27 protein-coding genes and 4 pseudogenes are annotated in these 25470 nt (G+C 32.6%); 20 read left to right on the forward strand and 11 right to left on the reverse strand.

The features are described from left to right. Window positions 1-7 precede the first annotated feature (7 nt). Together JJC03_RS06840 and JJC03_RS06845 are read right to left on the reverse strand one after the other, a co-directional pair. Window positions 8-214: a hypothetical protein gene (locus JJC03_RS06840; RefSeq protein WP_235874211.1), complete on the reverse strand. Its 207-nt coding sequence runs from the start codon at window positions 212-214 to the stop codon at window positions 8-10. Continuing rightward, the gene (locus JJC03_RS06845; protein ID WP_235874212.1) at window positions 211-1512 is read right to left on the reverse strand and encodes a M16 family metallopeptidase; all 1302 of its coding nucleotides are present in this window, start codon (window positions 1510-1512) and stop codon (window positions 211-213) included. The genes JJC03_RS06840 and JJC03_RS06845 overlap by 4 nt, the downstream gene beginning before the upstream one ends. A gap of 207 nt (window positions 1513-1719) precedes the next feature. Between JJC03_RS06845 and rplU the strand changes: the two are divergent. The 3 genes and pseudogenes from rplU (at window position 1720) to JJC03_RS06860 (ending at window position 2969) form a co-directional block, all read left to right on the forward strand. Then, window positions 1720-2147: pseudogene (rplU, locus tag JJC03_RS06850) on the forward strand (50S ribosomal protein L21). Window positions 2148-2172: 25 nt separating this feature from the next. Then, window positions 2173-2433, forward strand: a complete 261-nt coding sequence (gene rpmA / locus JJC03_RS06855) for a 50S ribosomal protein L27 (RefSeq protein ID WP_014164142.1) — start codon at window positions 2173-2175, stop codon at window positions 2431-2433. 77 nt (window positions 2434-2510) lie between these two features. Beyond that, window positions 2511-2969 (forward strand): 6-pyruvoyl trahydropterin synthase family protein, encoded by a 459-nt coding sequence (locus tag JJC03_RS06860; protein ID WP_088444529.1) that lies wholly within the window; start codon window positions 2511-2513, stop codon window positions 2967-2969. A gap of 165 nt (window positions 2970-3134) precedes the next feature. Here the strand turns inward: JJC03_RS06860 and JJC03_RS06865 are convergent, their stop codons facing one another. The 9 genes from JJC03_RS06865 to mutY form a co-directional block, all read right to left on the reverse strand. Further along, on the reverse strand, window positions 3135-3593 hold the full coding sequence (locus JJC03_RS06865; RefSeq protein ID WP_235874357.1) for a Crp/Fnr family transcriptional regulator: 459 nt from the start codon (window positions 3591-3593) through the stop codon (window positions 3135-3137). Between the two features lie 190 nt (window positions 3594-3783). Further along, window positions 3784-4953: an ABC transporter permease gene (locus tag JJC03_RS06870; protein WP_088397858.1), complete on the reverse strand. Its 1170-nt coding sequence runs from the start codon at window positions 4951-4953 to the stop codon at window positions 3784-3786. A gap of 18 nt (window positions 4954-4971) precedes the next feature. Then, window positions 4972-5655 carry an HlyD family secretion protein gene (locus tag JJC03_RS06875; protein ID WP_258932523.1) on the reverse strand — a complete coding sequence of 228 codons (684 nt, stop codon included), beginning with the start codon at window positions 5653-5655 and terminating at the stop codon, window positions 4972-4974. Between the two features lie 143 nt (window positions 5656-5798). After that, window positions 5799-5930, reverse strand: coding sequence for a hypothetical protein (locus tag JJC03_RS17560; protein WP_258932525.1), 132 nt, complete (start codon window positions 5928-5930; stop codon window positions 5799-5801). Between the two features lie 16 nt (window positions 5931-5946). After that, window positions 5947-6525: a TolC family protein gene (locus JJC03_RS17565; protein ID WP_258932527.1), complete on the reverse strand. Its 579-nt coding sequence runs from the start codon at window positions 6523-6525 to the stop codon at window positions 5947-5949. 137 nt (window positions 6526-6662) lie between these two features. Next, window positions 6663-7352: a TolC family protein gene (locus JJC03_RS17570; RefSeq protein WP_258932529.1), complete on the reverse strand. Its 690-nt coding sequence runs from the start codon at window positions 7350-7352 to the stop codon at window positions 6663-6665. 158 nt (window positions 7353-7510) lie between these two features. After that, the gene (gene gldD, locus JJC03_RS06885; RefSeq protein WP_088397861.1) at window positions 7511-8074 is read right to left on the reverse strand and encodes a gliding motility lipoprotein GldD; all 564 of its coding nucleotides are present in this window, start codon (window positions 8072-8074) and stop codon (window positions 7511-7513) included. A gap of 3 nt (window positions 8075-8077) precedes the next feature. Beyond that, a complete protein-coding gene (locus JJC03_RS06890; protein ID WP_088397862.1) occupies window positions 8078-8500 on the reverse strand; it encodes a single-stranded DNA-binding protein in 423 nt (140 codons plus the stop codon). Window positions 8501-8536: 36 nt separating this feature from the next. Beyond that, window positions 8537-9568, reverse strand: a complete 1032-nt coding sequence (gene mutY / locus JJC03_RS06895; RefSeq protein ID WP_235874213.1) for an A/G-specific adenine glycosylase — start codon at window positions 9566-9568, stop codon at window positions 8537-8539. A gap of 131 nt (window positions 9569-9699) precedes the next feature. Here mutY and JJC03_RS06900 point away from each other — a divergent pair, with 131 nt between their 5' ends. The 17 genes and pseudogenes from JJC03_RS06900 (at window position 9700) to JJC03_RS06980 (ending at window position 25453) form a co-directional block, all read left to right on the forward strand. Next, entirely contained in the window at window positions 9700-10008 is a 309-nt protein-coding gene (locus JJC03_RS06900; protein WP_014164151.1) for an HU family DNA-binding protein, read from the forward strand. A gap of 351 nt (window positions 10009-10359) precedes the next feature. Continuing rightward, window positions 10360-11907: an Rne/Rng family ribonuclease gene (locus tag JJC03_RS06905; protein WP_088397902.1), complete on the forward strand. Its 1548-nt coding sequence runs from the start codon at window positions 10360-10362 to the stop codon at window positions 11905-11907. Window positions 11908-12063: 156 nt separating this feature from the next. After that, a pseudogene (locus JJC03_RS06910) lies at window positions 12064-12428 on the forward strand (NADH-quinone oxidoreductase subunit A). 77 nt (window positions 12429-12505) lie between these two features. Further along, a complete protein-coding gene (locus JJC03_RS06915; protein WP_088397865.1) occupies window positions 12506-13057 on the forward strand; it encodes an NADH-quinone oxidoreductase subunit B in 552 nt (183 codons plus the stop codon). Window position 13058: 1 nt separating this feature from the next. Next, on the forward strand, window positions 13059-13580 hold the full coding sequence (locus tag JJC03_RS06920; protein ID WP_088397866.1) for an NADH-quinone oxidoreductase subunit C: 522 nt from the start codon (window positions 13059-13061) through the stop codon (window positions 13578-13580). Between the two features lie 5 nt (window positions 13581-13585). Further along, a complete protein-coding gene (locus JJC03_RS06925) occupies window positions 13586-13969 on the forward strand; it encodes a glycosyl transferase (protein ID WP_088444533.1) in 384 nt (127 codons plus the stop codon). Window positions 13970-13977: 8 nt separating this feature from the next. Next, window positions 13978-15213, forward strand: coding sequence for an NADH-quinone oxidoreductase subunit D (locus tag JJC03_RS06930; protein ID WP_088397867.1), 1236 nt, complete (start codon window positions 13978-13980; stop codon window positions 15211-15213). A 4-nt stretch (window positions 15214-15217) separates the two neighbouring features. After that, entirely contained in the window at window positions 15218-15757 is a 540-nt protein-coding gene (locus JJC03_RS06935) for an NADH-quinone oxidoreductase subunit NuoE family protein (RefSeq protein ID WP_088397903.1), read from the forward strand. Between the two features lie 4 nt (window positions 15758-15761). Beyond that, on the forward strand, window positions 15762-17129 hold the full coding sequence (nuoF, locus tag JJC03_RS06940) for an NADH-quinone oxidoreductase subunit NuoF (protein ID WP_235874215.1): 1368 nt from the start codon (window positions 15762-15764) through the stop codon (window positions 17127-17129). Between the two features lie 97 nt (window positions 17130-17226). Then, window positions 17227-18255 (forward strand): NADH-quinone oxidoreductase subunit G, encoded by a 1029-nt coding sequence (locus JJC03_RS06945; protein ID WP_088397870.1) that lies wholly within the window; start codon window positions 17227-17229, stop codon window positions 18253-18255. Window positions 18256-18258: 3 nt separating this feature from the next. Further along, window positions 18259-19296, forward strand: a complete 1038-nt coding sequence (gene nuoH / locus JJC03_RS06950) for an NADH-quinone oxidoreductase subunit NuoH (protein WP_235874216.1) — start codon at window positions 18259-18261, stop codon at window positions 19294-19296. Between the two features lie 6 nt (window positions 19297-19302). After that, a pseudogene (gene nuoI / locus JJC03_RS06955) lies at window positions 19303-19838 on the forward strand (NADH-quinone oxidoreductase subunit NuoI). A 1-nt stretch (window position 19839) separates the two neighbouring features. Then, window positions 19840-20349 (forward strand): NADH-quinone oxidoreductase subunit J family protein, encoded by a 510-nt coding sequence (locus JJC03_RS06960; protein ID WP_088397873.1) that lies wholly within the window; start codon window positions 19840-19842, stop codon window positions 20347-20349. A gap of 1 nt (window position 20350) precedes the next feature. Then, window positions 20351-20671 carry an NADH-quinone oxidoreductase subunit NuoK gene (gene nuoK / locus JJC03_RS06965; protein WP_088397874.1) on the forward strand — a complete coding sequence of 107 codons (321 nt, stop codon included), beginning with the start codon at window positions 20351-20353 and terminating at the stop codon, window positions 20669-20671. Between the two features lie 6 nt (window positions 20672-20677). Beyond that, window positions 20678-22561: an NADH-quinone oxidoreductase subunit L gene (gene nuoL / locus JJC03_RS06970; protein ID WP_235874218.1), complete on the forward strand. Its 1884-nt coding sequence runs from the start codon at window positions 20678-20680 to the stop codon at window positions 22559-22561. A gap of 12 nt (window positions 22562-22573) precedes the next feature. Then, window positions 22574-24009: pseudogene (locus JJC03_RS06975) on the forward strand (complex I subunit 4 family protein). 70 nt (window positions 24010-24079) lie between these two features. Further along, entirely contained in the window at window positions 24080-25453 is a 1374-nt protein-coding gene (locus tag JJC03_RS06980; protein WP_088397877.1) for an NADH-quinone oxidoreductase subunit N, read from the forward strand. Window positions 25454-25470: the final 17 nt, after the last annotated feature.

The raw sequence follows: 25470 nt of genomic DNA on the forward strand, positions 1-25470 counted from the left end.
CCTTTACCTAATAAAGAAGAGGTAAGGGCATCTGTTCCTTTTTATTGCCTTCAATAAAAAGAGGGCGGTCTATTTGTAAATGTATAGAAACACGTGGTAATCTGTGGTTTTCAACGATCAATACTTTTAAACCATTAATAAGCTTAAAATGTTTAGGTTCTTGAAAATGTAATTCGGGAAGTGTGCCAGCTATTGGTTGTATATTTAAATTCATAGTATGTTTTTAGGCTTATAGATTAATTCTAAACGCTGATTTTTGTTTAGATAATTTTGACTTGCTAATTGTATTTCGTGTTGATTAATACTGTTTAATAAATCTGATTCGGTATTAATTAAGTTAACGTCTTTGTATAGCAAATGAAAAGAAGCTAAATCATGAGCAATAGTTTCTAAATTAGTCTTATTGTCAACTAAATGATTTTCGTATTTGTTCTTTAGTTTTAAGAAGTCATGATCAGAAATAAGTTCTTGTTGTAAATGTTGTATTGCTTCATCTATTTCTGTTTTTAGATCATTTAAATCAACCCCAGTCATAGGTAATGCGTATATGATGTATAAACCATATTCTTCTAAAGAAATATTAAAAGCACCAACTTGAAGTGCCATTTTTTTTTCGTCTACCAAATTCTTATACAGTTTAGAACTTTGTCCATCACTAAGATAACTCGAAATAAAATCTAATATTCTTGATTCTTTTTCTTTCATAGAAGGTGTTCGATAGGCGAGAACAAGCATTGGAATTTGTATATTGGGGTCTTCGTATTCTGCAAAGAGAGTATTTGTAATAGGTTTTTCAAATATTCTTTCTCGTTCAATTTTAGATGTAGGGGTAATAGATCCAAAATATTTTTGAATCCATTTTTTTGTTTGTTCAGTCTTAAAATTACCTGCAACAACTAGAACGGCATTATTTGGGGTATAATATTTTTTATAAAAATTTTGAAATTCAATTAGAGATGACGCATTGATATCTTCTATTTCTCCGATTGTTGTATTTTGATAAGGATGTGTTGGGAAAAGATGCTTTTTTACTTGTGCTAATAACTGACCGTAAGGGCGATTGTCATAACGCATTTTTTTTTCTTCTTTTACAACTTCTTTTTGTGTATCAACCCCTATTTGATTGATAACCGCATGGCGTAAGCGCTCAGACTCCATCCATAGACTAAGTTCTAATTGATGTGAGGGGAAAACTTCATAATAGTAAGTCCTGTCATCACTAGTGTTAGCATTGTTATTACCTCCGTTAGCTGAAACTAATTTAAACCATTCTCCTCGTGCTATGTTTTCTGTTCCTTCAAATAGAAGATGTTCAAAAAAATGAGCAAAGCCTCTTCTGTTCTTAGGGTCATCTTTTGAACCTACATGATACATTATAGAGGTAACTACTACAGGTATGTTATGATCAGGATATAAAATAATATCTAATCCATTTTCTAAACTATAAATTAAAAAATCTAATGGAGTGCTTCGAAGAACCCCTCCCAAAGATGATATATTAGGTGTGTGCATAAGTGAGTTTTAAAAACAGCAGTATAGTCTAATGTTATAAAAACAATGTTTTTGTAAAAATAGATACCAAAAATACATTTTTAAATGATTGTAGTAAAAGGGATTAGCATTTTTTGATGATATTAATAATTTTTCAAACTATAAGTTGTTGATTTCGAAAGAAGTTGTATATTTGCAACCTTAAAAAATTAATAAACCATTATTGTTATGTACGCAATCGTAGAGATAGCAGGGCAACAATTTAAAGTAAGCAAAGACCAAAAAGTATTCGTACACCGTCTAGCTAATGAAGAAGGTTCAAAAGTTACTTTTGACAAAGTTCTTTTATTAGATGATAACGGAAACGTAACTTTAGGCGCCCCAGCTATAGAAGGTGCTTCAGTAGAGGCAAAAGTATTACAACACTTAAAAGGTGACAAAGTAATCGTTTTCAAAAAGAAAAGAAGAAAAGGTTACAAAAAAGAAACGGTCACAGACAGTGTCTTACTCAAATTTTAGTAGAAGGAATCTCTGCTAGTGGTGCTAAAAAAGCAGCTCCTAAAAAAGAAGCAGCTCCAAAAGCAGAAGTAGCTACAGAGGAAGCAGCTCCTAAAAAAAGAGCTACTAAAGCTAAAAAAGAAGATACTAACGAATAATATTAACTTTTAAAACCATTACATCATGGCTCACAAGAAAGGTGTCGGTAGTTCTAAGAATGGTAGAGAATCAGAATCGAAACGCTTAGGTGTTAAGATTTTTGGTGGTCAAGCTGCTCTTGCAGGTAACATCATTGTAAGACAAAGAGGTTCAAAACACAATGCTGGTGAAAACGTTTATATGGGTAAAGATCATACTTTACACGCTAAAGTTGACGGTGTTGTAGCGTTCCAGAAAAAGAAAGACAATAAGTCTTATGTTTCTGTAGTTCCTTTTGAAGCATAGTCTTAATAGAACAATAAAAACTTAGAGCGTTCGCATAGCGAGCGCTTTTTTTATACCTTTGCTTTTTTGTTTTTATTATGAGTAAAATTAGAATTACTAAACAGTTTAATTTTGAGACTGGGCATGCTCTTTATGGGTATGATGGAAAGTGTAAAAATGTTCACGGTCATAGTTATAAACTTTCTGTAACCGTTATTGGAAGTCCAATAACAGATAGAGAAAATGTAAAATATGGGATGGTTATTGATTTTTCAGATTTAAAGAAAATTGTAAAAGAGGAAATTGTAGATATTTTTGATCATGCTACAGTTTTTAATGCAACCACTCCACATATTGAACTAGCAAATGAATTAAAACAAAGGGGACATCATGTAATACTTGTAGATTATCAGCCTACTAGTGAAAATATGGTGATCGATTTTGCAGCTAAAATTTCAAAACGTTTGCCATCTCAAATTCAATTACATTCACTACGACTACAAGAAACAGAAAGTTCTTTTGCAGAATGGTTTGCAAGTGATAATTTTAAAGGTTGATTTAATTCCAGTTTGCTTATTTAAATTAGTAAGGAATTTAAAAAATCATAGCTTTTTTATTTCTAAAATAATTTTTAATGAATTTAAGTCTGTATTGTAATTAATTAAATGCTGTTTTAAGAAATAAAAGATGGACTATATAATATATATCACAAGTTAATTAAGTTAAATATTACTTCTTATACGACTTAAGGTTTCTTGTGATATTCCTAAAAAGGAAGCGATCATACCTAAAGGAACTCTTTGAATAATGTTTCTGTTTTCTTCTAAAAGTTGAGTGTATTTCTCCTTAGCTGTCATGTATTGTAAAGAAGATATTCTTTTAGACATTTGAAGCATTAATTTGCTTAAAATATATCGACTAAAGTTAGCAGCGGTTAGAGAAAGCATACATAGTTCTTCTAATTTTTGGTAATTGCAAGTCGTAATGATAGAATTTTCTAAAGCTTCTATGTTATAGCGAGTGGGTTTGTTTTCAAAAAGAGTATCTATGTTAGCTGTTATTTTTCCTTCAGCATAAAAGTTTGTAGTAATGTCCTTCCCATTTTCAAAATAGAACATTCTCAACAAGCCTTCATTGACAAAAAAAACAGTGTGATTAAATTGGTTTTGTTGGCTTAATATTTCGCCTTTTTTAAAGGCTTTTGTTTTGCATTCCTCTTTTTAAAAAACGTTCAATTTCATTGTCAACTTTTATGTGTTTTTTTAACTCTTCAAATAAATCCATACTTACAACGTTTTTGCAAAAGTATAAAAAAAGACGTTCCAATACTTTGCAACGTCTTTACTATTTTATTTGAAGAATTAGGTATTATTATGACATATTAATATTTTCAAAAACTTTTTTAATCTTTATTTTTAAAGCTATCCATCCTAAAGCAAAAAATACCAAACCTATAATGAATAAATGCCAAAAATAGTTTAAGGTTAGATAGCTAGGGCCTTTTTCTACTATTATTATTTTTAAAGCTTCTAAATAAGGTGTTATGGGAATGATTTTGCTAAAATTTTCTATAAATGTTGGCATAGCGTAGCTTGGCCATGTAAAACCACTAATGATAAAAGCAGGAGATGCAATTACCATTAGAACTTGAGTAGCTTTAAGAGCATCTGGTATTAATATGCTAAAGAGTACACCTAAATTAGTTGTTGCTATTACAAATATACTAGTAAGTAAAAAGAAATTTAAAGTATTGTCAGGAATTGGTATTCTGAAATACAAAGCGCTTAGGTAAAAAACAAAAATATTAACAAAAGAGAATAACCATATTGGTAGACATTTGATAAACATTACCAAAAGAGTATGTTGATATGTGTCTTTAAAAGCTGTTATAAAAGAATCTCTTTTGAATTCTTCTGAAAAAGTTACAGCCATTGCTAAAAGAATTACTTGTTGTAGTACAACAGCCATGATAGCAGGCCACATGAAAATAAGGTAGTTTCCTGTTCTATTAAATAGTGTGATATAGTTAGCTTTAAAGGGTTCTATATTATCTTTTGCTTGGTTAAAATTCATTCCTCTTCTTTGTAGAGATTTTATTTCAGCACCAGCAGAAAACGTGCCTAATGTTTGTTGGATAGCTTTTGACGCAAAATTAGAAGTTAAAACATTAGAGCTGTTAAAGTATACATTTATTTCAGGATATTTTTTTTGAAGAATATTAGCTTCAAATCTTTTGGGTATAATAATTGCTGCGCTTGCTTGGGTTCTTATTATTTCTTCTTTTAAATTAGAAGGTTCGTTTATATAATTTAAAATTTTAATAGTTTTATTATCTTCAAGCATTTCAATTACCTGATTAGACATAGGTGATTGATCCTGATTAATTACTATTACAGGAATATCTGTAATTTTTCCTTTTTGATAAGTAAAACCTAATAGTAACGCATAAATAATAGGACCTATGAAAAAAACTGAAAGTATTGTTCTATTTGTTATGAACAATTGAAATTCTCTTTTTAATAAATATCTTAACTGTTTCATTTTTTAAGTATGTTAAGATTATTTTAAAGTAACTCTTGAGTTTACTAATAAGTTATTTAATTTTGCTCTATCTGTTGGTATCACTTTTATTTCATATACGGCCTCTCCTGGTTCGTAGTCAGGATAAGCTGTTGTTATATCAGCATATTTTGCAAGTTGTTTTATAGCCACTATATTACCCGTGAATTCTTGATTACTATAATTAGATATCATATTTACTTTTGCTCCTTTTTGATATTGAGCTATCTTGCTTTCTGGGACTGTGAAGCGAAAAAAAGTTGAGTTAGGAATATAACCGTTAAATAAAGGATATCCAGCGGTAGCTAATTCACCAACGTTAAGAGTAATGGTCTCAATCTCTATATCATTAGTCGCTATAATATAGCGTTCTGAATATACTACATTTGCTTCTTGTAAAGCACCTTTTGCTTGAGATGCTTGTCCTTCAGCCATGCTTATTTTTTCAATTCTTGTGCCAATTTCAACATCATGTAATTCGGCATTAACAGCATCTAACTGGGCTTTTGCTCCTTGGTATTTAGCAAATATTTCATCGTATTGCTGTTGAGCCATTAGGCTGTCATTGTGCATGTTGCGTGCTCTGTTGTATGATTTTTTAGCGTAATCAAATTGTTCGGAAAGTCCTTTTTGTTTAGCTTTTAATTGAAGAAGTTGGTCATGTGTAGCTCCATTTTTAGCCATTTGTGCTTGTGCAATTGCAGCAGCAGTTGCACCTTTTGCTTGCGCAATTTTTGCAGAAACTTCAGGTACATCTAAAAGGGCTAGTGTATCTCCTGCATGTATTATCTCTCCTTCTTCAACATATATTTTTAGAATTCTACCAGTTACTTTTGGAGCAAAGGAAATGGTTTCTTTTTAGTTTTTCCCTCTACTTCTTTGTTCTTTACTTCATTTTTACAAGCTACTAACGTAAATAAGTTCACAATAGCTAATGTTTTTATGATATTTCTTTTCATTATAATAAGTTTGATTTTAAAGTTTTTGAATATCCAAGCTTTGAGTTGATTTCATCAGTTCTATTGCGGCTCTTCTTTGGTTGAATATGGCTGTTTGAAACTCTAATTCAGCCATCTGTAAGTCGTTTTCTGCCTCAATTAATTGATTCGATTTTATTAAGCCGTATTTAAACTCTTTTTCAGCTTGATTTAAAGCATTTTGGGCAATTTCTTTTGCTTTTGCTTTTAGATTTATTTGAGCATTAGCTATGTTGTAATTCGTTTGATTATTAGCTAAGTTTAAAGTTAATTTTCGTTCTGCATCTGATTTTTTATTTTCTAAAATTTCTTTTTCAATTTTCGATTTTTCTACTTCATGACTGCCTTCATTTGCATCGAAAATCTCCCATTTAAAACCTAAGCCAACTTGAAAAATAGGAAAAAGATGCTTGTTTGTTAAGTTTGTATTTAATTTTTTATCGATATTGGGAATTAAGTTTTTTGAAGATGATAAATGACCATTATAAAAGCCTAAATATGATAATGAAGTGGCTGCTTGTACTTTTGGGATCCACCATGTTTTATCTGCTTTTATTTTAGCATCTATAGCTTTCATTCCGTGATCCAAAGCTCTTAATTCAGCTCGATTTTCTATACTTGTATCAGAAATTATATAGTTTATTTTTTGTAGAGCAGGTTCTATTAGAGCAATTTTTTTAGCTTCTATGCCGGTTAGAATATGTAAATGAATAATTAATAATTCTTTTTGCCTTCATATTCCACCATTTTTGAGTTAAGTGTGGCTTCTGCTAAATCTATTTTTTGATAATCATATTTTGTTATAAGGCCATACCCTAATGCTTTTTCTGCTAGTTTTTTGTTGGCATCTAATCTTTTTAGTCCTTCATTTAAGACTTTTTTAGATTCAATTAATAACGCGAACTGATCATAAGACTGTATGATTTGAGTTGTTATTTCGTCCTCGTTTTTTGTTTTAATAGCTATTGTTGCCTTGTTTTTTTCTTCAAGAGCTTCTTTCAGATGTTTTATTTTGCCTCCTGAATAAAGAAGAACTTTAGCATCGATTTTTGCAGATCCTTCAAATCCAGATAGATTAAAATCGTTATCAAAAGCTCCTTCAGGAATATTTATCCCAGGAAAAATTGGATTTATGGGAGCAATGTCTATTGCTTTAGAGTGAGAAATACTCGTTATGTCAAGATAACCAGCTTTTCCAGATATATCTACTTTAGGTAAAAATACGTCCTTGAGCTTTTTCTGATTTAATGTAATTGTTTTTGATTCTAAAACTTGATTTTTTATTGAAGCGTCTCTTTTTAAAGCTTCATTGATCAATGTCTCAAGGGTTGGGGCTTCTTGAGCATTAAGCATGAGAGGTATTAACAAAAGTAACCCAGAAATGATTTTCTTGTAATGTTCCATTTTTTTCATTTGATTTACATTGCAAAGTTTTAATTAAAAAACATTAAATCTTTTGATATATATCAAAAAAAGAAAGCCAAATGTTTAAAAATGGATATTTACAAAAATGTTATTATAGTCGTTAAATTTAATTTTTAAAAGTAAAATGACTTTTTAATTTATTTCCATTTTAAACTTTCCATTAAAATTTTAAGGTCATTTTTAATGTAGTGAGCTGCTGGTAATACAGAATCAAAATTAGGTTTCGCATAAAAATAAATGGACCCCATTAAGAAATGTTTTGTGCTGTCAGTTACGTAAAACTGAGATTGAGAAGCAGCATTTCCTCCTACCTCGTAAAACATACCAAATTTTTTATGAGAAGAATTAATGTATGGTTGTTCAGTAATATTATCTGCTTTTACAACATGTTCGTAGGTTAGTTTTTGAGCATCACGTAAAAGTGTTTCTATGTTGTTTTGTACAGGACGATAATTTAAATAAACAGTAGCCCTTAATTTTGGATAATCAATGTGAAAGTTACAATCTCCTTGATCTTTTATATTACTTAATGAATTGTATTGAAATTCATATCCACACGCTTTTTTGAAGTCTATATAATGTGCTGTTGGGTATTCTAGGCTTAAATAGGCTTTAGGTTTGGGCATACTTTCCTCTTTGCAGTTTATTGTTGTTGTAAAAACTATTAATGCAAGTAAAAGTCTTTTTATGCTTTTATTCATATTTTAAAAAGGTAAATCGTTTTCTATTGGATTGTCAAAATTAGCACTTTTAGGCGTTTCTGACGAATTTTTAAACGATTCAGAGTCTTTTTTTGTGTTTAGAAAAGTAAATTCCGTTACTTGAATCTCTGTTGTGTACTTAGTTGATCCATCTTCAGCTTGCCATTGTCTGGATTTGATACGTCCTTCAACATATATTTTGTCTCCTTTTGTTAAGTATTTTTCACAAATTTCAGCAGCCTTATTTCGTACTACAACATTGTGCCATTCTGTAGAAGTAATTTTTTCCCCAGTCGTTTTGTTAATGTATATGTCATTAGTCGCTAATGGAAATCGGCCAATGCAGTTACCACCATCAAAATAGTGCATTTTTACTTCGTCTCCTAAATGCCCAATTAGCATTACTTTGTTTAGTGTTCCGTTCATAATGGCTTATATTTAGTACCAAATATAGTTAAATTTTTAATATACTGTTCTTTCTAAAAAATTATGAATTACAATAGGGGTAGGGAGCTCCTTTAATTCTTTATAAGCTAAGCCTGTTTCGTGTTCGTGATCTATTTTTATTATCCAAAAATTGATGTCTAAATTTTGATGAGATAGCTTGTGATTAGTCTGTTCGTGTTCTAGAAGTAAAATGCTTTTAATGTTAGTATATGATTCTAAAATACGATTTTTAATTTCATCTGTTTTTTCCTTTTTAAATGTTTCGATTAAAGGTAATTCATATAAATTTTGCCAAATCCCTTTTGTTGTTCTTTGCTGATATAATGCCTTTTGATTTTGGTCAATAACCAATAAATAATGAAAATATCGATTTGTTATTTTTGTTTTTTTTGTTTTGACTGGTAGATTTCCTATCTTGTTAGTACTTAATGCGTAACAACTATTTTGAAGTGGACAAATAGTACAGGTTGGATTTTGAGGGACGCATTGTAATGCGCCAAATTCCATAATTGCTTGATTAAATTGAGCAGGTTCATTAGGATTAATAACTTCTGAGGCTAATTGAAAAAAAGTTTTTTTTGTTTTAGGTAAACTAATGTCTAGATCTAGTCCAAAATAACGAGCAATTACACGATATACATTGCCGTCTATAACAGGAACACATTCATTGAACGAAAAAGAGGCAATAGCAGCGGCTGTATATTCTCCAATTCCTTTTAATTTTTGAAGATCTTTATAGTTGTTTGGGAATATACCGTTGTTATGTTCTGTTAAGTGTTTAGCTGTAGTATGAAGGTTTCGGGCTCTAGAATAATAGCCTAAGCCTTGCCATAATTTGAGCACATCTTGCTCTTCAGCTTCTGCTAAATCTTGTATTTTTGGGTACTGTTTTGTAAATGCTTTGTAATATGGAAGGCCTTGACTTACACGGGTTTGTTGTAATATTATTTCAGATAGCCAGATTAAGTATGGATCTGTTGTCTTACGCCAAGGTAAATCTCTTTTATGTTGTTGATACCAAGCTATAATTGTATCGCTAAAATTCATGTTCTTAAATTGGTACGCAAAAATAATTCTTTATGTGATTAAATTTTAATCAATTATACTTGAATTATTCTTTTTTTTATTTCTATATTTGCAAACTCAAAAAAATGCAATAAACTTAATTATTATATAAAATGACAAAAGCAGATATCGTAGCTAAAATTGCTGATAAATTAGGCTTAGAAAAAGGAGATGTTCAGGCTACAGTAGAGTCTTTTATGGACGAAGTTAAAAATTCGTTAGAAACAGGTGATAATGTTTATTTGAGAGGGTTCGGAAGTTTTATTATTAAAACAAGAGCGGAAAAAACAGGTAGAAATATTTCTAAAAACACAACTATCAAAATTCCAGCTCACAATATCCCAGCTTTTAAACCTGCAAAAGTATTTGTTGAAGGAGTAAAAGAAAAAGTTAACGTAGAAGTATTAGAAGAATCGAAATAATTATTAACATAAAACCAACAAAGTTATGCCAAGTGGTAAGAAAAGAAAAAGACATAAGGTAGCGACTCACAAACGTAAAAAGAGAGCGAGAGCTAATCGTCATAAAAAGAAAAAGTAGTTCTTAAACTACTTTTTTCTTTTTAAACGTTCATTGAAAATGAGATTTATGATGATTGATTAATAAATATTGATTTTAGAATATTCTGAGATCTCTATTTTAAAATTAATATCTTAAATCCTGCGGGTTAATTGCCTGTAAAAGAAATGTTTAATCCATCCTTACAATTAGCATGAGCTATAGATGTTTTGTCTGTTGCTTATTGTCAAAAAGTTGGGATAAAAATTTACGCCGTGAATAAAGAACTAATTATTAGATCAAGTGAGAGTGCTGTAGATTTTGCCTTATTAAAAGATGGAAAACTAATAGAATTACATAAAGATGAAGATAATTCAGGGGCATTTCAAGTAGGAGATATCTATATCGCAAAAATTAGAAAACCAGTAGCAGGACTTAATGCTGCATTTGTTAATTTAGGTTTTGATAAAGATGCTTTCCTACATTATCATGATTTAGGTCCTAATTTATCTTCTCAATTGAAATTTATTAAACAAGTATGCACAGGTAAATTCAACGATTTTTTCCTAAAAACGTTTCAGTTTGAGCCTGAGATTGATAAAAATGGTGTTATAACAGATGTGTTAAATGCTAATCAGTCAATTTTAGTTCAAGTTGTAAAAGAACCAATATCTACCAAAGGGCCTCGAATTAGTTCAGAATTATCCCTAGCTGGTAGATACATCGTTTTAGTTCCTTTTTCTGAAAGAGTATCTGTTTCTCAGAAAATACACTCAAAAGAAGAGAAAGAACGATTAAAACGTCTGGTATTATCCATCAAGCCAAAAGGCTTTGGGGTTATTGTACGTACAGTAGCCGAGGGCAAAAAAGTAGCCGAAATTGACAAAGATTTACAAAATTTGTTAGACAAATGGTCTGCAATGTGTAAACGAATTCCAACGGCTCATCATCCATCTAGAGTGTTAGGTGAATTAAATAGGGCTTCTTCTATTTTAAGAGATGTATTTAATGATACTTTTACATCAATCTTGACAGATGATGAACAGTTGTTACAAGAAACTAAGGAGTATTTACAAGAAATAGCTCCTGGAAAAGAATCAATCGTTAAACTCTATAATTCAAAAGAGATTCCTCTTTTTGAAAAATACGGAATAGAACGTCAAATCAAAACCTCTTTTGGTAAAACTGTTTCGATGAGTAAAGGAGCTTATTTGATTATTGAGCATACAGAAGCTATGCACGTTATTGATGTAAATAGCGGTAATAGGTCAAATAAAGCCACTTCTCAGGAAGATACAGCTTTAGAAGTTAATTTAATTGCAGCTGCTGAAGTAGCGCGTCAATTAAGACTTCGTGATATGGGAGGGATTATTGTAGTTGATTTTATTGATATGCAAAATCCTGATAACCGTAAAGTTTTATTTGATTTCTTAAAAGAAGAAATGAGTGATGATAAAGCAAAACATAAAATCTTACCTCCAAGTAAATTTGGTCTTGTGCAGATAACGCGCCAGCGTGTTCGACCAGAGGTGAGTATTAAAACTCGAGAAGAAGATCCAAATAATGAAAATGGAGAAATTGATGCTCCTATTGCTATTATAGATAAAATAACTTCTGAGTTAGAAAGAATTATTAAGAAGTATAAAAAGGTGCGTTTGCACGTGCATCCGTTTATTGCTGCTTACCTTACAAAAGGTTTTCCATCTATACGTTCAAAATGGCTTTTTGAACATAAAAAATGGGTTAAAATCATACCGCGTGATGCATACACGTATTTAGAATATAGGTTTTTAGATGAAACTGGAAATCCTGTAGAAGATTAATGAAAAAACCACTTAGAATGCTAAGTGGTTTTTTTGTGTCCTTAAAAATTGTTTAGAATGAATAAAAATAACAGTTATTTGGTCGATTTTCTTCTACAAAAATTGATATTTCGCCTTACGACCTTATCTTTGTAGCTTGGATTAATTATCATAATTATGCAATCAAATCAACTGGATTTTATACCTATTCTAATGCAAGTAGGGTTAGCTGTTGGGTTTGTGGGAGCTACTATCTTTATTTCAGGATTGTTAGGGCCTAAACGTCATTCAGCTAATAAAGATAAAAACTTCGAGTGTGGTATTGAATCAATAGGTAATGCTCGTATTCCTTTCTCAGTAAAGTATTTCTTAGTTGCTATTTTATTCGTATTATTTGATGTCGAGGTGATCTTTATGTATCCTTGGGCTGTGAATTTTCGTGAGATGGGAATGGACGGATTAGTGAAAATGGGACTCTTCATGTTCTTATTGGTAGTAGGTTTCTACTATGTAATCAAGAAAAAGGATTAGAGTGGGAATAGTGAATTTATTTTAAATGATGGATTTTAAAAGAGAAAACTAGTTAAAATTCAGAGTTCAAAATTCAAAATAATCTAAAATGAGTGATTCATCAAAATATAACACAGTAGCAGCACCCGATGGATATGTGGGTGAAGGTTTTTTTGCTACTAAATTAAGCGATGTAGTAGGTTTAGCTCGTGCTAATTCCTTATGGCCATTGCCATTTGCTACCTCTTGTTGCGGTATTGAATTTATGGCAACGGCAGGTGCGCATTATGACGTTGCGCGTTTCGGTATGGAACGTATGAGTTTTTCTCCAAGACAAGCCGATATGTTATTAGTAATGGGAACTATTTCTAAAAAAATGGCTCCCATTTTACGTCAAGTATATGAGCAAATGTCAGAACCAAAATGGGTTATAGCTGTAGGAGCTTGTGCTTCTTCAGGTGGAGTGTTCGATACATATTCAGTTTTACAAGGAATCGATAAAGTAATTCCTGTAGATGTTTACGTACCAGGTTGCCCACCTAGACCAGAACAAATATTAGACGGAATTATGCGTTTACAAGACATTGTAAAAAATGAATCAGTACGTCGTCGTAGCTCAGAAGAATATAAAGAATTATTAGGTTCTTATAACATCAAATAATATGGCATTAGAGAACGCTGTTATTCAACAAAAATTAATTGACCAATTTGGATTAAAAGTATCTGAGTTCGTTGAAATTCATAATATATTAACTTTCGAAGTAGCTCCAGAGGCTATTTTAGAAATAATGAAATTCTTAAAAGAAGATGCTACTTTGCGTTTCAACTTTTTAACCGATGTATGTGGAGTACATTACCCTGAATATGATTCAAATCGTCAATTAGGAGTAGTTTACCACATGCATAATTGGATTGATGGAGTTAGAATACGTATCAAATGTTTCTTACCTATTTCAAATCCAGAAATAGACTCGGTTACCTCACTGTTCTTAGGAGCTAACTGGCAAGAACGTGAAACGTACGACTTTTACGGAATTACTTTCAAAGGACATCCACAATTAAAACGTATTTTAAATATGGATGAAATGACTGTATTCCCACTTCGTAAAGAATTCCCATTAGAAGACGGAGGTCGTACAGATAAAGATGACCGTTTCTTTGGAAGAACACAACATAATTGTTAGTTAGTATGAGAAGAATTATTGTAACTTTTAGTTCGGTTTTGTTATTACTTTTGGTTTCTTGTAGTGGATCAGATACTTATAGAGGAAAATGGAAAGCATTGGATTCTAAGGGTGAGAAATTTGAAATAAATTTTGATGCTAAAAATTTTACAGTTAAAGACAGTAAAGGTCAAATTTCTAAATATGAATATTCTCAAAATCAAGTTTCAATTGAAAATTCGGTTGAAACGTATGGAATTCAATTAGAAGACGGAAGAACATACCATATTAATTTTCCAATTGCTTCTTCGGAGGAAGTAGGATTGATAAAAGACAGTAATGAAAATCCTATCTATACAATTGCAAGAAAGGACTATACTAGTTACGAAGATATTTTTAAATTAAAATAATTCTATAAATGTCAGAGTTATTATTAAAACCAGAAGAGCGATACGCAAAAGTCATCGAACAAAGAAGAAACGAAGACGGTAGCGAATTAGCTATATTAAACCTAGGGCCTACACACCCTGCTACACACGGTATCTTTCAAAATATCCTATTAATGGATGGAGAACGAATCCTTGATGGAGAAGGAACTGTAGGGTATATTCATCGTGCTTTCGAAAAAATCGCTGAAAACCGTCCGTTTTATCAAATAAATGTATTAACAGATCGTATGAACTATTGTTCATCACCTATAAATAACATGGGATGGTGGATGACGGTAGAAAAAGCCTTAGGAATAGAAATCCCAAAACGTGTACAATATATGCGCGTTATTGTGATGGAATTAGCACGTATTGCAGATCATATTATTTGTAATTCAATCTTAGGTGTAGATACAGGTGCATTAACAGGTTTCTTTTACGTATTTGAATATCGTGAAAAAATTTACGAAATCTACGAGGAAATTTGTGGTGCTCGTTTAACAACCAATATGGGACGTATTGGAGGTTTTGAAAGAGAATGGTCTGACGAAACTTGGAAAAAAATAGATGCTTTCCTTGAAGAATTCCCTCCAGTATGGGCAGAATTTGAAAGTTTGTTATCTCGTAACCGTATCTTTATGGATAGAACCATCAATGTAGGTCCTATTTCAGCAGAAAAAGCTATGAGTTACGGATTTACTGGTCCTAATTTACGTGCAGCTGGAATCGATTATGATGTGCGTGTGGCACAACCATATTCTTCTTACGAAGATTTTCAATTTGATATACCTGTAGGTAAATCAGGTGATACTTACGATCGTTTTTGCGTTCGTAATGCCGAAGTTTGGGAAAGTATTAGTATCATTAAACAAGCTTTAGCAAAAATGCCTGAAGGTCCTTTCCACGCTGATGTTCCTGAATATTACCTGCCTCCAAAAGAAGATGTCTATTCGACTATGGAATCTCTAATTTGGCATTTCAAAATAGTAATGGGTGAGGTGCCTGTGCCATTAACAGAAGTGTACCATTCAGTAGAAGGAGGAAATGGTGAATTAGGTTTTTATTTAGTTACTGATGGAAGCCGTACACCGTATCGTTTACATTTTAGAAGACCTTGTTTTATATACTACCAAGCATATATTGAAATGGTTAAAGGGCAAAACTTATCCGATGCGATTGCTACCCTTTCAAGTTTAAATGTTATTGCTGGAGAATTAGACGCTTAATGCTATGGAAAAACACGATTATACCCATTATAAACAAGAAATCAATATTACGCCTGAGTTAATGACTCGCATTAACGAATTAACCAGTCATTATCCAGAAGATAAGCGTAAATCAGCTTTAATACCAGTTTTACACGAAGTACAAGATGCTCATGATAATTGGTTAAGCTATGAATTACAAGATAAAGTAGCCGAAATTTTAGGAATAAAACCTGTAGAAGTATATGAGGTAGTTTCTTTTTATACTATGTTTAATAGAAGACCTATAGGTAAATATATGTTTGAGTTTTGTCAAACGTCCTGTTGTGCTACTCGTGGTGTAGAAAACTTGATGGATTACACCTGCGAAAAATTAGGTGTAAAAATAGGTGAAACAACCCCTGATGGATTATTCGAAGTACGTGGTGTAGAATGTTTAGGAGCTTGTGGTTATGCACCTATGCTTCAGTTAGGAGATTTTTACCATGAAAACTTAACAAAAGATAAAATTGACCAACTTATAGACGACTGTAAAGCTGGTAAAGTAACTTTATTGGATAAATAGTGCTATGGGAAGAAAAATATTATTAGAAAAAATTAACATCCCAGGGATTAAAACCTATGAAGTATATCGTCAAAATGGTGGTTATGCTTCAGTAGAAAAAGCCTTGAAATCAATGACACCAGATGAAGTTACGGAAGAAGTAAAAACTTCAGGTATTCGTGGTCGTGGTGGAGCAGGTTTCCCAGTGGGAATGAAATGGAGCTTTATTGATAAAAAATCGGGTAAGCCTCGTCACTTGGTATGTAATGCCGATGAGTCGGAACCAGGAACTTTTAAAGACCGTTTCTTGATGGAGTATATTCCTCACTTGTTAATCGAGGGAATGATTACTTCGTCTTATGCTTTAGGATCTAATTTATCTTATATCTATATCCGTGGTGAGTATATGTGGGTTTTCAAAATCCTTGAAAGAGCGATTAAGGAAGCTTATGCTGCGGGTTGGTTAGGAAAGAATATATTGGGAACTGGATACGATTTAGATTTACACGTTCACTGTGGTGCAGGTGCTTACATTTGTGGTGAAGAAACTGCTTTAATCGAATCGCTTGAAGGGAAAAGAGGAAATCCTCGTATCAAACCACCATTTCCTGCAATTTCAGGTTTGTGGGCAAATCCTACCGTAGTAAACAATGTTGAGTCTATTGCTGCTGTGCCTTGGATTGTGATGAACAAAGGGGAAGAATATGCAAAAATTGGTATTGGTCGTTCTACGGGTACTAAATTAATTTCAGCTTCTGGACATATTAAAAATCCTGGGGTTTACGAAATTGAATTAGGTCTTTCAGTAGAAGAGTTTATGAATTCTGATGAGTACCTTGGTGGTATGATTGATGATCGTCCTTTGAAGGCTTTAGTACCTGGAGGTTCTTCGGTGCCTATTTTACCACAACATTTAATCTATAAAACAGCTAATGGTGACGATCGTTTAATGACGTACGAATCATTATCTGATGGTGGTTTTGCAACTGGTTCTATGTTAGGATCTGGTGGATTTATCGTTTATAATGACACTACTTGTATCGTTCGTAATACTTGGAATTTCTCACGTTTTTACCACCACGAATCTTGCGGTCAATGTACACCTTGTCGAGAAGGAACAGGATGGTTAGAAAAAATCCTTTGGAGAATTGAAAACGGACAAGGACGTGAAGAAGATATCGAATTGTTATGGAGCATTCAATCTAAAATCGAAGGAAACACTATCTGTCCATTAGGTGATGCTGCTTCTTGGCCAGTAGCTGCGGCTATTCGTCACTTTAGAGAAGAATTTGAATACCACGTTCGATTCCCAGAAAAAATTAAAAATAGAGAGCACTTTGTGAACGAACCTTTTGAAAAGGTAAGACATTTAGTAGCAAAGCAAACAGTATAATAGCCCCTCCCATCCTCCCTTTTAGGGAGGTGAAGGAGACAAATAATATTAATTTTAATTTCCCGATTCCCCCTTTGGGGGTTAGGGGGCTGAAAATATGAAAGTAACCATAGACGGACAAAGTATAGAAGTCGAACCAGGAACAACCATCCTGCAAGCGGCTCGTATGATAGGGGGCGAAAGCGTGCCACCTGCCATGTGTTATTATTCGAAGTTAGAAAAAACAGGAGGGAAATGTCGTTGTTGTTTGGTTGAAGTAACCAAAGGTAGTGACGCAAATCCTACACCTATGCCTAAGTTAGTAGCATCTTGTGTAACAGGAGTTATGGATGGTATGGAGGTGAATAGTAAAAATTCTACTCGTGTAGAGGAAGCTCGTAAATCGGTAACAGAATTTTTACTAATCAATCATCCACTAGATTGTCCAGTTTGTGACCAAGCAGGGGAGTGTGATTTGCAAAATTTAAGTTTCCAACACGGAAAATCCGAAACGCGTTATATTGAAGAGAAACGTACGTTTGAACCTGAAAATATTGGACCATACATCCAGTTGCATATGAATCGTTGTATTTTATGTCAACGTTGTGTGGCTGTAGCTGACCAATTGACTAACAACCGTGTTCACGGAGTAATGGATAGAGGGGATCATGCAAATATTTCAACTTGTATTTCTAAAGCAATTGACAATGAAATGTCTGGAAATATGATTGATGTTTGTCCAGTAGGTGCTTTAACTGATAAAACTTTCCGTTTCAAATCTCGTGTATGGTTTAGTAAACCGTATGATGCGCATAGAGATTGCGATAAGTGTTGTGGAAAAACTACGGTTTGGATGTTTGGTAATGAAATCCAACGTGTAACAGGTCGTAAAGATGAGTTTCACGAAGTAGAAGAGTTCATCTGTAACACGTGTCGTTTTGATAAGAAAGATGTTAAGGATTGGACGATTGAAGGGCCACGTAAATTCGAAAAATTCTCGGTAATCAACCGTAATAAATATACACTAAACGCACCAAAAGTAGAAATCAAAACAGAAGATCAGATTTTGTTTGGACGTGAGCAAGACCGTAAAAAAATTAGTATGAGCAATGTTCCTTTAGAGAACAAAGATAATTCAAATCAATAAGGGATGGAACAAGCATTAATTATAGAAAAAGGAATTATCATTGTTGCTGTTTTTGCCATTACCATGTTGGCAGCTATGTACACTACCTTAGCAGAACGTAAAATTGCAGCCTGGTTACAAGATCGTATTGGTCCAAACCGCGCGGGTAAAGGTGGTATTCTTCAACCGCTAGCAGATGGCTTGAAATTATTCGCTAAAGAAGAATTTATGCCTGATACGCCTAATAAATTTTTATTCATTTTAGGTCCTGCTATCTCAATGAGTATGGCATTAATTACTAGCGCTGTTTTACCTTGGGGAGACACTTTAGAAATTTTTGGAAGAAAAGTAGTTTTACAAGCCGCTGAATTAGATGTATCTATTTTATACGTCTTTGCTGTTCTATCCATAAGTGTTTATGGTATTATGATTGGTGGATGGGCATCAAATAATAAATATTCATTAATGTCAGCATTACGTGCTTCTTCTCAAATGATTTCTTACGAGGTTGCTATGGGATTATCCATTATTGCTATTATTATGATGAATGGTAACTTAAGTTTAAAAGAGATTGTTACTCAGCAACACGGAATGAATTGGAACATTTTTTACCAACCATTAGGTTTTATTATTTTCTTAGTATGTTCATTTGCAGAAACTAATAGAACGCCTTTTGACTTAGCAGAATGTGAGGCAGAGCTAATAGGTGGTCACCATACTGAGTACTCTTCAATGAAAATGGGATTCTATTTATTTGGTGAATATGCAGCTATGTTTGTTTCATCTGCAGTAATTTCATTATTGTATTTTGGAGGTTATAATTATCCATTTATGGATATGGCAGCAGAGTCATTAGGACAAAATGCGGCTAATATAATTGGAGTTTTAGCTTTATTCACAAAAATATTATTCTTCATCTTCTTTTATATATGGGTGCGTTGGACAATACCACGTTTTCGTTATGATCAGTTGATGAATTTAGGTTGGAAAATGTTAATTCCGTTAGCTATTGCAAACGTTGTTATCACTGGAATTGTAATTGTTATAGCTGATAAATTTTAAGAAGAAATGTCTATAGAAAATATTTCATTATCAGGAAGAAAAAAGAAGTCTCTAACAAAAAGATGAACTTCTGGGAAAGCTTGTATCTGGTAGCGATTGTAAAAGGATTATTTACTACAATTCGTCACTTATTCAAAAGAAAAGTGACTATCAAGTATCCTGAACAAGTTCGTCCTTTTAGTCCCGTTTATCGCGGACAACACATGTTAAAACGTGACGAACAAGGTCGTGAAAACTGTACAGCTTGTGGTATGTGTGCGGTAGCTTGTCCAGCTGAAGCCATTACCATGACGGCGGCTGAACGTCAAAAAGGAGAAGAGCATTTGTACAGAGAAGAAAAATACGCATCGACTTATGAAATTAATATGTTGCGTTGTATTTTCTGTGGATTATGTGAAGAAGCTTGTCCTAAAGATGCTATTTATTTAACAGAATCAAAAGTGATTGTTAAATCAGCATCAAACCGTGAAGATTTTATTTACGGTAAAGATAAATTAGTAATGCCTTTAGAAATGGCAATTAGAAACTCAAAAAACAACTAAAATGTCGATACTTACTATATTCTATATTTTAGCAGCTATAACACTGGCTACTGGTTTTATGACGGTAATCAGTAAAAACCCAATCCATAGTGCCATTTATTTGGTTTTATGTTTCTTTAGTATTGGTGGGCATTATTTATTATTCAATGCACAATTCTTGGCTTTGGTACATATTATAGTATATGCTGGAGCAATCATGGTCCTCATCTTATTTACTATTATGTTGATGAATTTAAATAAAGAAAATGAACCTAATCAGAATATGCTTTCTCAAATATCCGCTACCTTGGCTTTTGGATTATTAGCATTCGTAATGTTGGCTACCTTTATAAAAGCGATGCCTGCTATTCAGGCCTACAATACTGCTGGAGTTGATTTTCAATCAATTAAAATTTTAGGAAAAGTATTATTAAATGAATACATGGTACCATTTGAATTTGCTTCTGTATTATTACTAGTTGCAATGATTGGAGCTGTATTATTGTCTAAAAAAGAAAAAGCCTTAGAATAAGATGCAAAATATTTTAGAACAAATAGGAATTGAAAATTACATTTACTTAGCAGTTTTACTGTTTTGTATTGGAGCTTTTGGGGTATTATACCGTCGTAATGCGATCATTATGTTTATGTCGGTAGAAATTATGTTGAATGCGGTTAACTTACTATTGGTTGCTTTTTCGACTTATCATCAAGATGCGCAAGGACAAGTATTCGTATTTTTCTCAATGGCAGTAGCGGCCGCCGAAGTAGCCGTGGGTCTAGCTATCTTAGTTTCGATCTTTAGAAACACAGGTTCGATTGATATTGATAATTTAAAGAATTTAAAAGGATAAATACTAATGGAAAAAAATTTAGCTTTAGTATTAGTATTAGCACCACTTTTTGGTTTTTTAGCCAATATTTTCTTTGGTAAAAAAGCCGGAAAAGGTTTCATAGGATTATTAGGAACACTTTCTATACTAATCTCATTTTTTGCAACTACTTATTTCTTTACCTTAATCCAAAGTACTGGAAAAGGAATTCAAATCGACTTATTTGATTGGATTCAATTAGAGAAATTCAATGTAAAAATGTCGTTCTTATTAGATCAATTGTCTGTTTTATGGTTATTATTCGTAACAGGAATTGGTACATTGATTCACATGTATTCAGCTAGCTATATGCACGACGATGAAAACACGCATAAGTTTTTTGCTTACTTAAACTTGTTCGTATTCTTTATGATTACGTTAGTAATGGGTAGCAACTTATTGATTTTATTCATCGGTTGGGAAGGAGTAGGTTTATGCTCTTACCTATTAATCGGATTCTGGTACAAAAACCAAGAGTACAATGATGCAGCTAAAAAAGCCTTCATCATGAACCGTGTTGGTGATTTAGGATTATTAATAGGAATCTTCATTTTAGCCTATGTATTTGGAAGTTTAGAATATTCTGAAATTGCACATGGTATTTTTGAAAAAGGGTTGGCTGTTAAAAACGCTGGATTACTTTCAGTTGCAGCTTTGTGTTTATTCATTGGAGCTACGGGTAAATCGGCTCAAGTTCCTTTATATACTTGGTTACCTGATGCGATGGCAGGACCAACACCTGTATCGGCATTAATCCACGCGGCTACAATGGTTACGGCAGGTATTTTTATGGTAACGCGTTTGAACTTTGTGTTTGATTTAGCTCCAGCTGTACAACAAATCATTGCGATTATAGGAGCAGCTACTGCGGTACTTGCAGCAGCTATTGGATTAGTACAAAATGATATCAAAAAAGTATTAGCTTATTCAACTGTTTCGCAATTAGGGTTAATGTTCCTTGCGTTAGGCTTAGGCGCTTATGAAGTTGCGGTTTTCCACGTAATCACGCACGCTTTCTTTAAAGCTTGTTTGTTCTTAGGTTCAGGATCGGTAATTCACGCTTTACATGGCGAACAAGATATGCGCAATATGGGTGGTTTAAGAAAAGTAATGCCTATTACGTATATGACCATGTTGATTTCTACTTTAGCGATTTCGGGGATTTTCCCTTTTGCAGGTTTCTGGTCAAAAGATGAAATTTTAATGACTGCTTTCCACGGTAGCAAAGCATTATGGATAGTAGGTTCTGTGGCTTCTATTATGACTGCTTTCTATATGTTTAGATTGATGTATTTAACATTCTTTGGAGAATTTAGAGGTACAGATGAACAAAAGAAACATTTGCATGAAAGTCCTTTATTAATTACGATTCCATTAATGATTTTAGCTGCTTTAGCTGTAGTGGGTGGTGCCATTAATTTGCCAGGTAGTACTTGGTTAACACATTATTTAGCGCCTTTATTCCACAAAGCACATGAAGTACATCATTTAGATGGAACAGCTTATATGTTGATGGCTATTGCAACTGTAGGGGCTTTAGTAGGTGTTTATTTAGCCTATTCAAAATATATTGTCAAAAAACAAGTTCCTGTTGAAGACGAACAAATGGAAGGTCTTGCTAAGGTAGCTTATAACAAATTTTATGTAGATGAAATTTATGAAGCCATTATTGTAAAGCCTATCTATCAATTGTCTCATTTCTTTAGAAAATATACTGAAGTTTTAATTTCAGAAAGCTTATTTGGTTTAGGAAAAGTAGCACAAGCACTTGCAAACCAAGGTAAATTAGTTCAGAATGGAAATATAGGAGTGTATTTATTAGCCTTTGTAATAGGACTATCTTCTATTTTAGTATATATATTTTTAGTTTAATATTATAGTACAATGAATATATCATTTTTACTTGTTTTATTATTATTTGGTGCTGTTGCTACGTATCTTTCGGGTAACAAGTGGGCCAAAATGGTTGCCCTAGGCTTTAGCTTAGCAGCTACTGTATTTTCATTTTATACTTTGAATTTACATAATACGGGTACAAATCCTAGTTTTATACAACAATGGATTAATTACCCAAATGTTTATATTGCTTTGAAAGTTGATGGCTTGTCTATGGCAATGGTATTGCTTTCTACTATTTTAACCTCATTAATTGTTTATTCTTCTTTTGGTAATACATTCGAAAATAGTAAGGTTTTCTATGCTTTAGTAGTGTTTATGAACTTTGCCATGGTTGGTACTTTTTAAGTGTTGACGGATTAGTATATTACATTTTTTGGGAATTAGCGTTAATCCCTATTTACTTCATTGCTTTATTATGGGGTAATGGGGATGCAGAAGAGCGCAAAAGAGCTATTTTAAAATTCTTCATCTTTACCTTAGCAGGTTCATTATTCATGTTAGCGGCTTTCTTGTATCTATTCCAAAAAGCAGGTTCGTTACTATTAATGGACTTATATGCTATTCAATTAACAGAAACGGAACAATTGTGGGTATTTTTAGGATTCTTTTTAGCTTATGCTATAAAAATTCCAATTTTCCCTTTCCACACTTGGCAGGCAAATACCTATCAAAAAGCACCAGCGGTTGGTACCATGTTATTATCTGGTATTATGCTTAAAATGGGATTATACAGTGTGATCCGTTGGCAATTGCCATTAACAACATTGGCCGCTAAAAACTATATGAATATACTTTTAGTAATGAGCATCATTGGTGTAGTTTACGGATCAATTGTAGCTTTAAAACAACGTAATTTGAAAAAGTTATTGGCGTATTCGTCATTAGCTCACGTAGGTTTAATTGCTGCATCAACTTATACACTATCATTAGATGGTTTAAGAGGAGCTGTATTACAAATGATTGCTCACGGGTTTGTAGTAGTTGGTTTGTTCTTCGCTGCTGAAGTAATTGAAAGACGTTTCCAATCGCAAGAAATTGCAGATATGGGAGGTATTCGAATACAAGATTCTAAATTTGCTTCGATGTTTATGATTGTGATGCTAGCTTCGGTTGCTCTGCCATCAACCTTCAATTTTATTGGTGAGTTTACGGCATTATATAGCTTGTACAATGTAAATATTTGGTTTGCTGTAATTGCAGGGACAACTATTATTTTAGGGGCTTTTTATATGTTAAAAATGTTCCAAAATGTAATGTTGGGTGAAACAAATGCCAAATCATTTGCAAATGTTACCGTTCAAGAAGGAATTGTTTTTGTAATTATAATTGCCTTCTTGTTGTTCTTTGGTTTGTATCCTAAACCAATCAATGATTTGATTACACCAGCTTTACAAGAAATTGTAACGAAAATTAATAGCTAAGAATTTAAAGTAAATTTTAGAGACAGATTGAAAAATCTGAAATCTGAAATCTAAAATATAAAATATACAAATGAATACATTAATCGCAATATCAGGATTAGGAGTTATTGTTATGCTTGCAGAAATGATGAATGCAAGAAAGGCAATTGTACCTGTTACCATTTTAGGATTATTGGGCATTTTGGGCTACAATATTTCTGAATACAATGCATTAGGCGTTTATTTTAACAACATGATGTTTGTTGATCGTTTTTCGGTTGCTTTCTCAAGTTTATTTATTGTAATTGCTATTTTCTTAATTGCCATGGGCGGCGAGTTTTATAAAGATAGAATGTCACGCATTTCTGATTTTGTTTCCATAAAAGTATTTATGCTTGCGGGAGGTGTAGCTATGGTGTCTTTCGGTAACTTAGCGATGTTCTTTTTAGGAATTGAAGTGTTATCAATCTCGTTATATGTTTTAGCGGCGAGTAATCGTTTGAGTTTAAAAAGTAATGAAGCAGGTATGAAATACTTCCTAATGGGAGCTTTTGCATCTGGAATTATTTTATTTGGTATTGCTTTAATTTATGGAGCAACGGGAAGTTTTGATATCCAAGCGATTTATCAAACGGTTCATACAATGAACTATCCACAGTGGTATAACATCGGATTAGTTTTCTTGTTAATCGGTATGTTATTCAAAGTGGCTACCGTACCGTTCCATTTCTGGTCTCCTGATGTATATGAAGGATCGCCTGCTTTGACTACAGCTACTATGGCTACTTTAGCAAAAGTGGTTTCAATGGCTACTTTATTTAAATTAATGTCATTATTAGTGCCTTTTCAAACCTATCATTTTCAGTTGCTCATTGTAGTAGTTTCTATTGCTTCTATGATAGTTGGAAATATAATGGCATTACGTCAGAATAATGTAAAGCGTATGTTAGCTTTTTCAGGTATATCTCATACTGGGTTTATGCTGATGGCTTTAATTATTACAAATTTATCTGCTAATATATTATTTTATTATGCAACAGCTTATGCAGTTTCAGGGTTAGCTATTTTTGCTGTGATTTTATATGTTACAAAAGGAAAGGAAAATGAAACTATAGATCTTTTTAATGGTTTAGGAAAAACGAATCCTATTGCTGCTTTAATTGTTACAACATCATTGCTTTCTATGGCAGGTATTCCAATTTTTTCAGGTTTTTTCGCAAAGTTTTTCTTATTAAATCAAGTAATGAATTCAGGTTGGATTGTTCTAGTTGTTGTGGCTGTCATAGCCTCTATAATTAGTGTAGGCTATTATTTTAAACTAATTTTAGCTATGTATACAAAAGATTCAAATGTTCAAGAAATGGTAAAAATGCCCACAGTATATTTAGTTTTAGGTGTTATAGCATTGATAGTTAATTTAGCTATGGGTTTACTTCCAAATATAATATTGAATTTGATTAGGTGAAAGTCAGGTTCTTAATA

The sequence above is a fragment of the Flavobacterium oreochromis genome (genome assembly GCF_019565455.1).
In the GTDB taxonomy this organism is placed as follows: domain Bacteria; phylum Bacteroidota; class Bacteroidia; order Flavobacteriales; family Flavobacteriaceae; genus Flavobacterium; species Flavobacterium oreochromis.

Excerpts from the sequence above, each read along its gene's own strand:
- JJC03_RS06840 (WP_235874211.1), bottom strand. The coding sequence starts at position 214 with ATGAATTTAAATATACAACCAATAGCTGGCACACTTCCCGAATTACAT.
- JJC03_RS06845 (WP_235874212.1), bottom strand. The coding sequence starts at position 1,512 with ATGCACACACCTAATATATCATCTTTGGGAGGGGTTCTTCGAAGCACT.
- rpmA (WP_014164142.1), top strand. The coding sequence starts at position 2,173 with ATGGCTCACAAGAAAGGTGTCGGTAGTTCTAAGAATGGTAGAGAATCA.
- JJC03_RS06860 (WP_088444529.1), top strand. The coding sequence starts at position 2,511 with ATGAGTAAAATTAGAATTACTAAACAGTTTAATTTTGAGACTGGGCAT.
- JJC03_RS06870 (WP_088397858.1), bottom strand. The coding sequence starts at position 4,953 with ATGAAACAGTTAAGATATTTATTAAAAAGAGAATTTCAATTGTTCATA.
- JJC03_RS06875 (WP_258932523.1), bottom strand. The coding sequence starts at position 5,655 with ATGGCTAAAAATGGAGCTACACATGACCAACTTCTTCAATTAAAAGCT.
- JJC03_RS17560 (WP_258932525.1), bottom strand. The coding sequence starts at position 5,930 with ATGAAAAGAAATATCATAAAAACATTAGCTATTGTGAACTTATTTACG.
- JJC03_RS17565 (WP_258932527.1), bottom strand. The coding sequence starts at position 6,525 with ATGAAAGCTATAGATGCTAAAATAAAAGCAGATAAAACATGGTGGATC.
- JJC03_RS17570 (WP_258932529.1), bottom strand. The coding sequence starts at position 7,352 with ATGGAACATTACAAGAAAATCATTTCTGGGTTACTTTTGTTAATACCT.
- gldD (WP_088397861.1), bottom strand. The coding sequence starts at position 8,074 with ATGAATAAAAGCATAAAAAGACTTTTACTTGCATTAATAGTTTTTACA.
- JJC03_RS06890 (WP_088397862.1), bottom strand. The coding sequence starts at position 8,500 with ATGAACGGAACACTAAACAAAGTAATGCTAATTGGGCATTTAGGAGAC.
- mutY (WP_235874213.1), bottom strand. The coding sequence starts at position 9,568 with ATGAATTTTAGCGATACAATTATAGCTTGGTATCAACAACATAAAAGA.
- JJC03_RS06900 (WP_014164151.1), top strand. The coding sequence starts at position 9,700 with ATGACAAAAGCAGATATCGTAGCTAAAATTGCTGATAAATTAGGCTTA.
- JJC03_RS06915 (WP_088397865.1), top strand. The coding sequence starts at position 12,506 with ATGAGTGATTCATCAAAATATAACACAGTAGCAGCACCCGATGGATAT.
- JJC03_RS06920 (WP_088397866.1), top strand. The coding sequence starts at position 13,059 with ATGGCATTAGAGAACGCTGTTATTCAACAAAAATTAATTGACCAATTT.
- JJC03_RS06925 (WP_088444533.1), top strand. The coding sequence starts at position 13,586 with ATGAGAAGAATTATTGTAACTTTTAGTTCGGTTTTGTTATTACTTTTG.
- JJC03_RS06930 (WP_088397867.1), top strand. The coding sequence starts at position 13,978 with ATGTCAGAGTTATTATTAAAACCAGAAGAGCGATACGCAAAAGTCATC.
- JJC03_RS06935 (WP_088397903.1), top strand. The coding sequence starts at position 15,218 with ATGGAAAAACACGATTATACCCATTATAAACAAGAAATCAATATTACG.
- nuoF (WP_235874215.1), top strand. The coding sequence starts at position 15,762 with ATGGGAAGAAAAATATTATTAGAAAAAATTAACATCCCAGGGATTAAA.
- JJC03_RS06945 (WP_088397870.1), top strand. The coding sequence starts at position 17,227 with ATGAAAGTAACCATAGACGGACAAAGTATAGAAGTCGAACCAGGAACA.
- nuoH (WP_235874216.1), top strand. The coding sequence starts at position 18,259 with ATGGAACAAGCATTAATTATAGAAAAAGGAATTATCATTGTTGCTGTT.
- JJC03_RS06960 (WP_088397873.1), top strand. The coding sequence starts at position 19,840 with ATGTCGATACTTACTATATTCTATATTTTAGCAGCTATAACACTGGCT.
- nuoK (WP_088397874.1), top strand. The coding sequence starts at position 20,351 with ATGCAAAATATTTTAGAACAAATAGGAATTGAAAATTACATTTACTTA.
- nuoL (WP_235874218.1), top strand. The coding sequence starts at position 20,678 with ATGGAAAAAAATTTAGCTTTAGTATTAGTATTAGCACCACTTTTTGGT.
- JJC03_RS06980 (WP_088397877.1), top strand. The coding sequence starts at position 24,080 with ATGAATACATTAATCGCAATATCAGGATTAGGAGTTATTGTTATGCTT.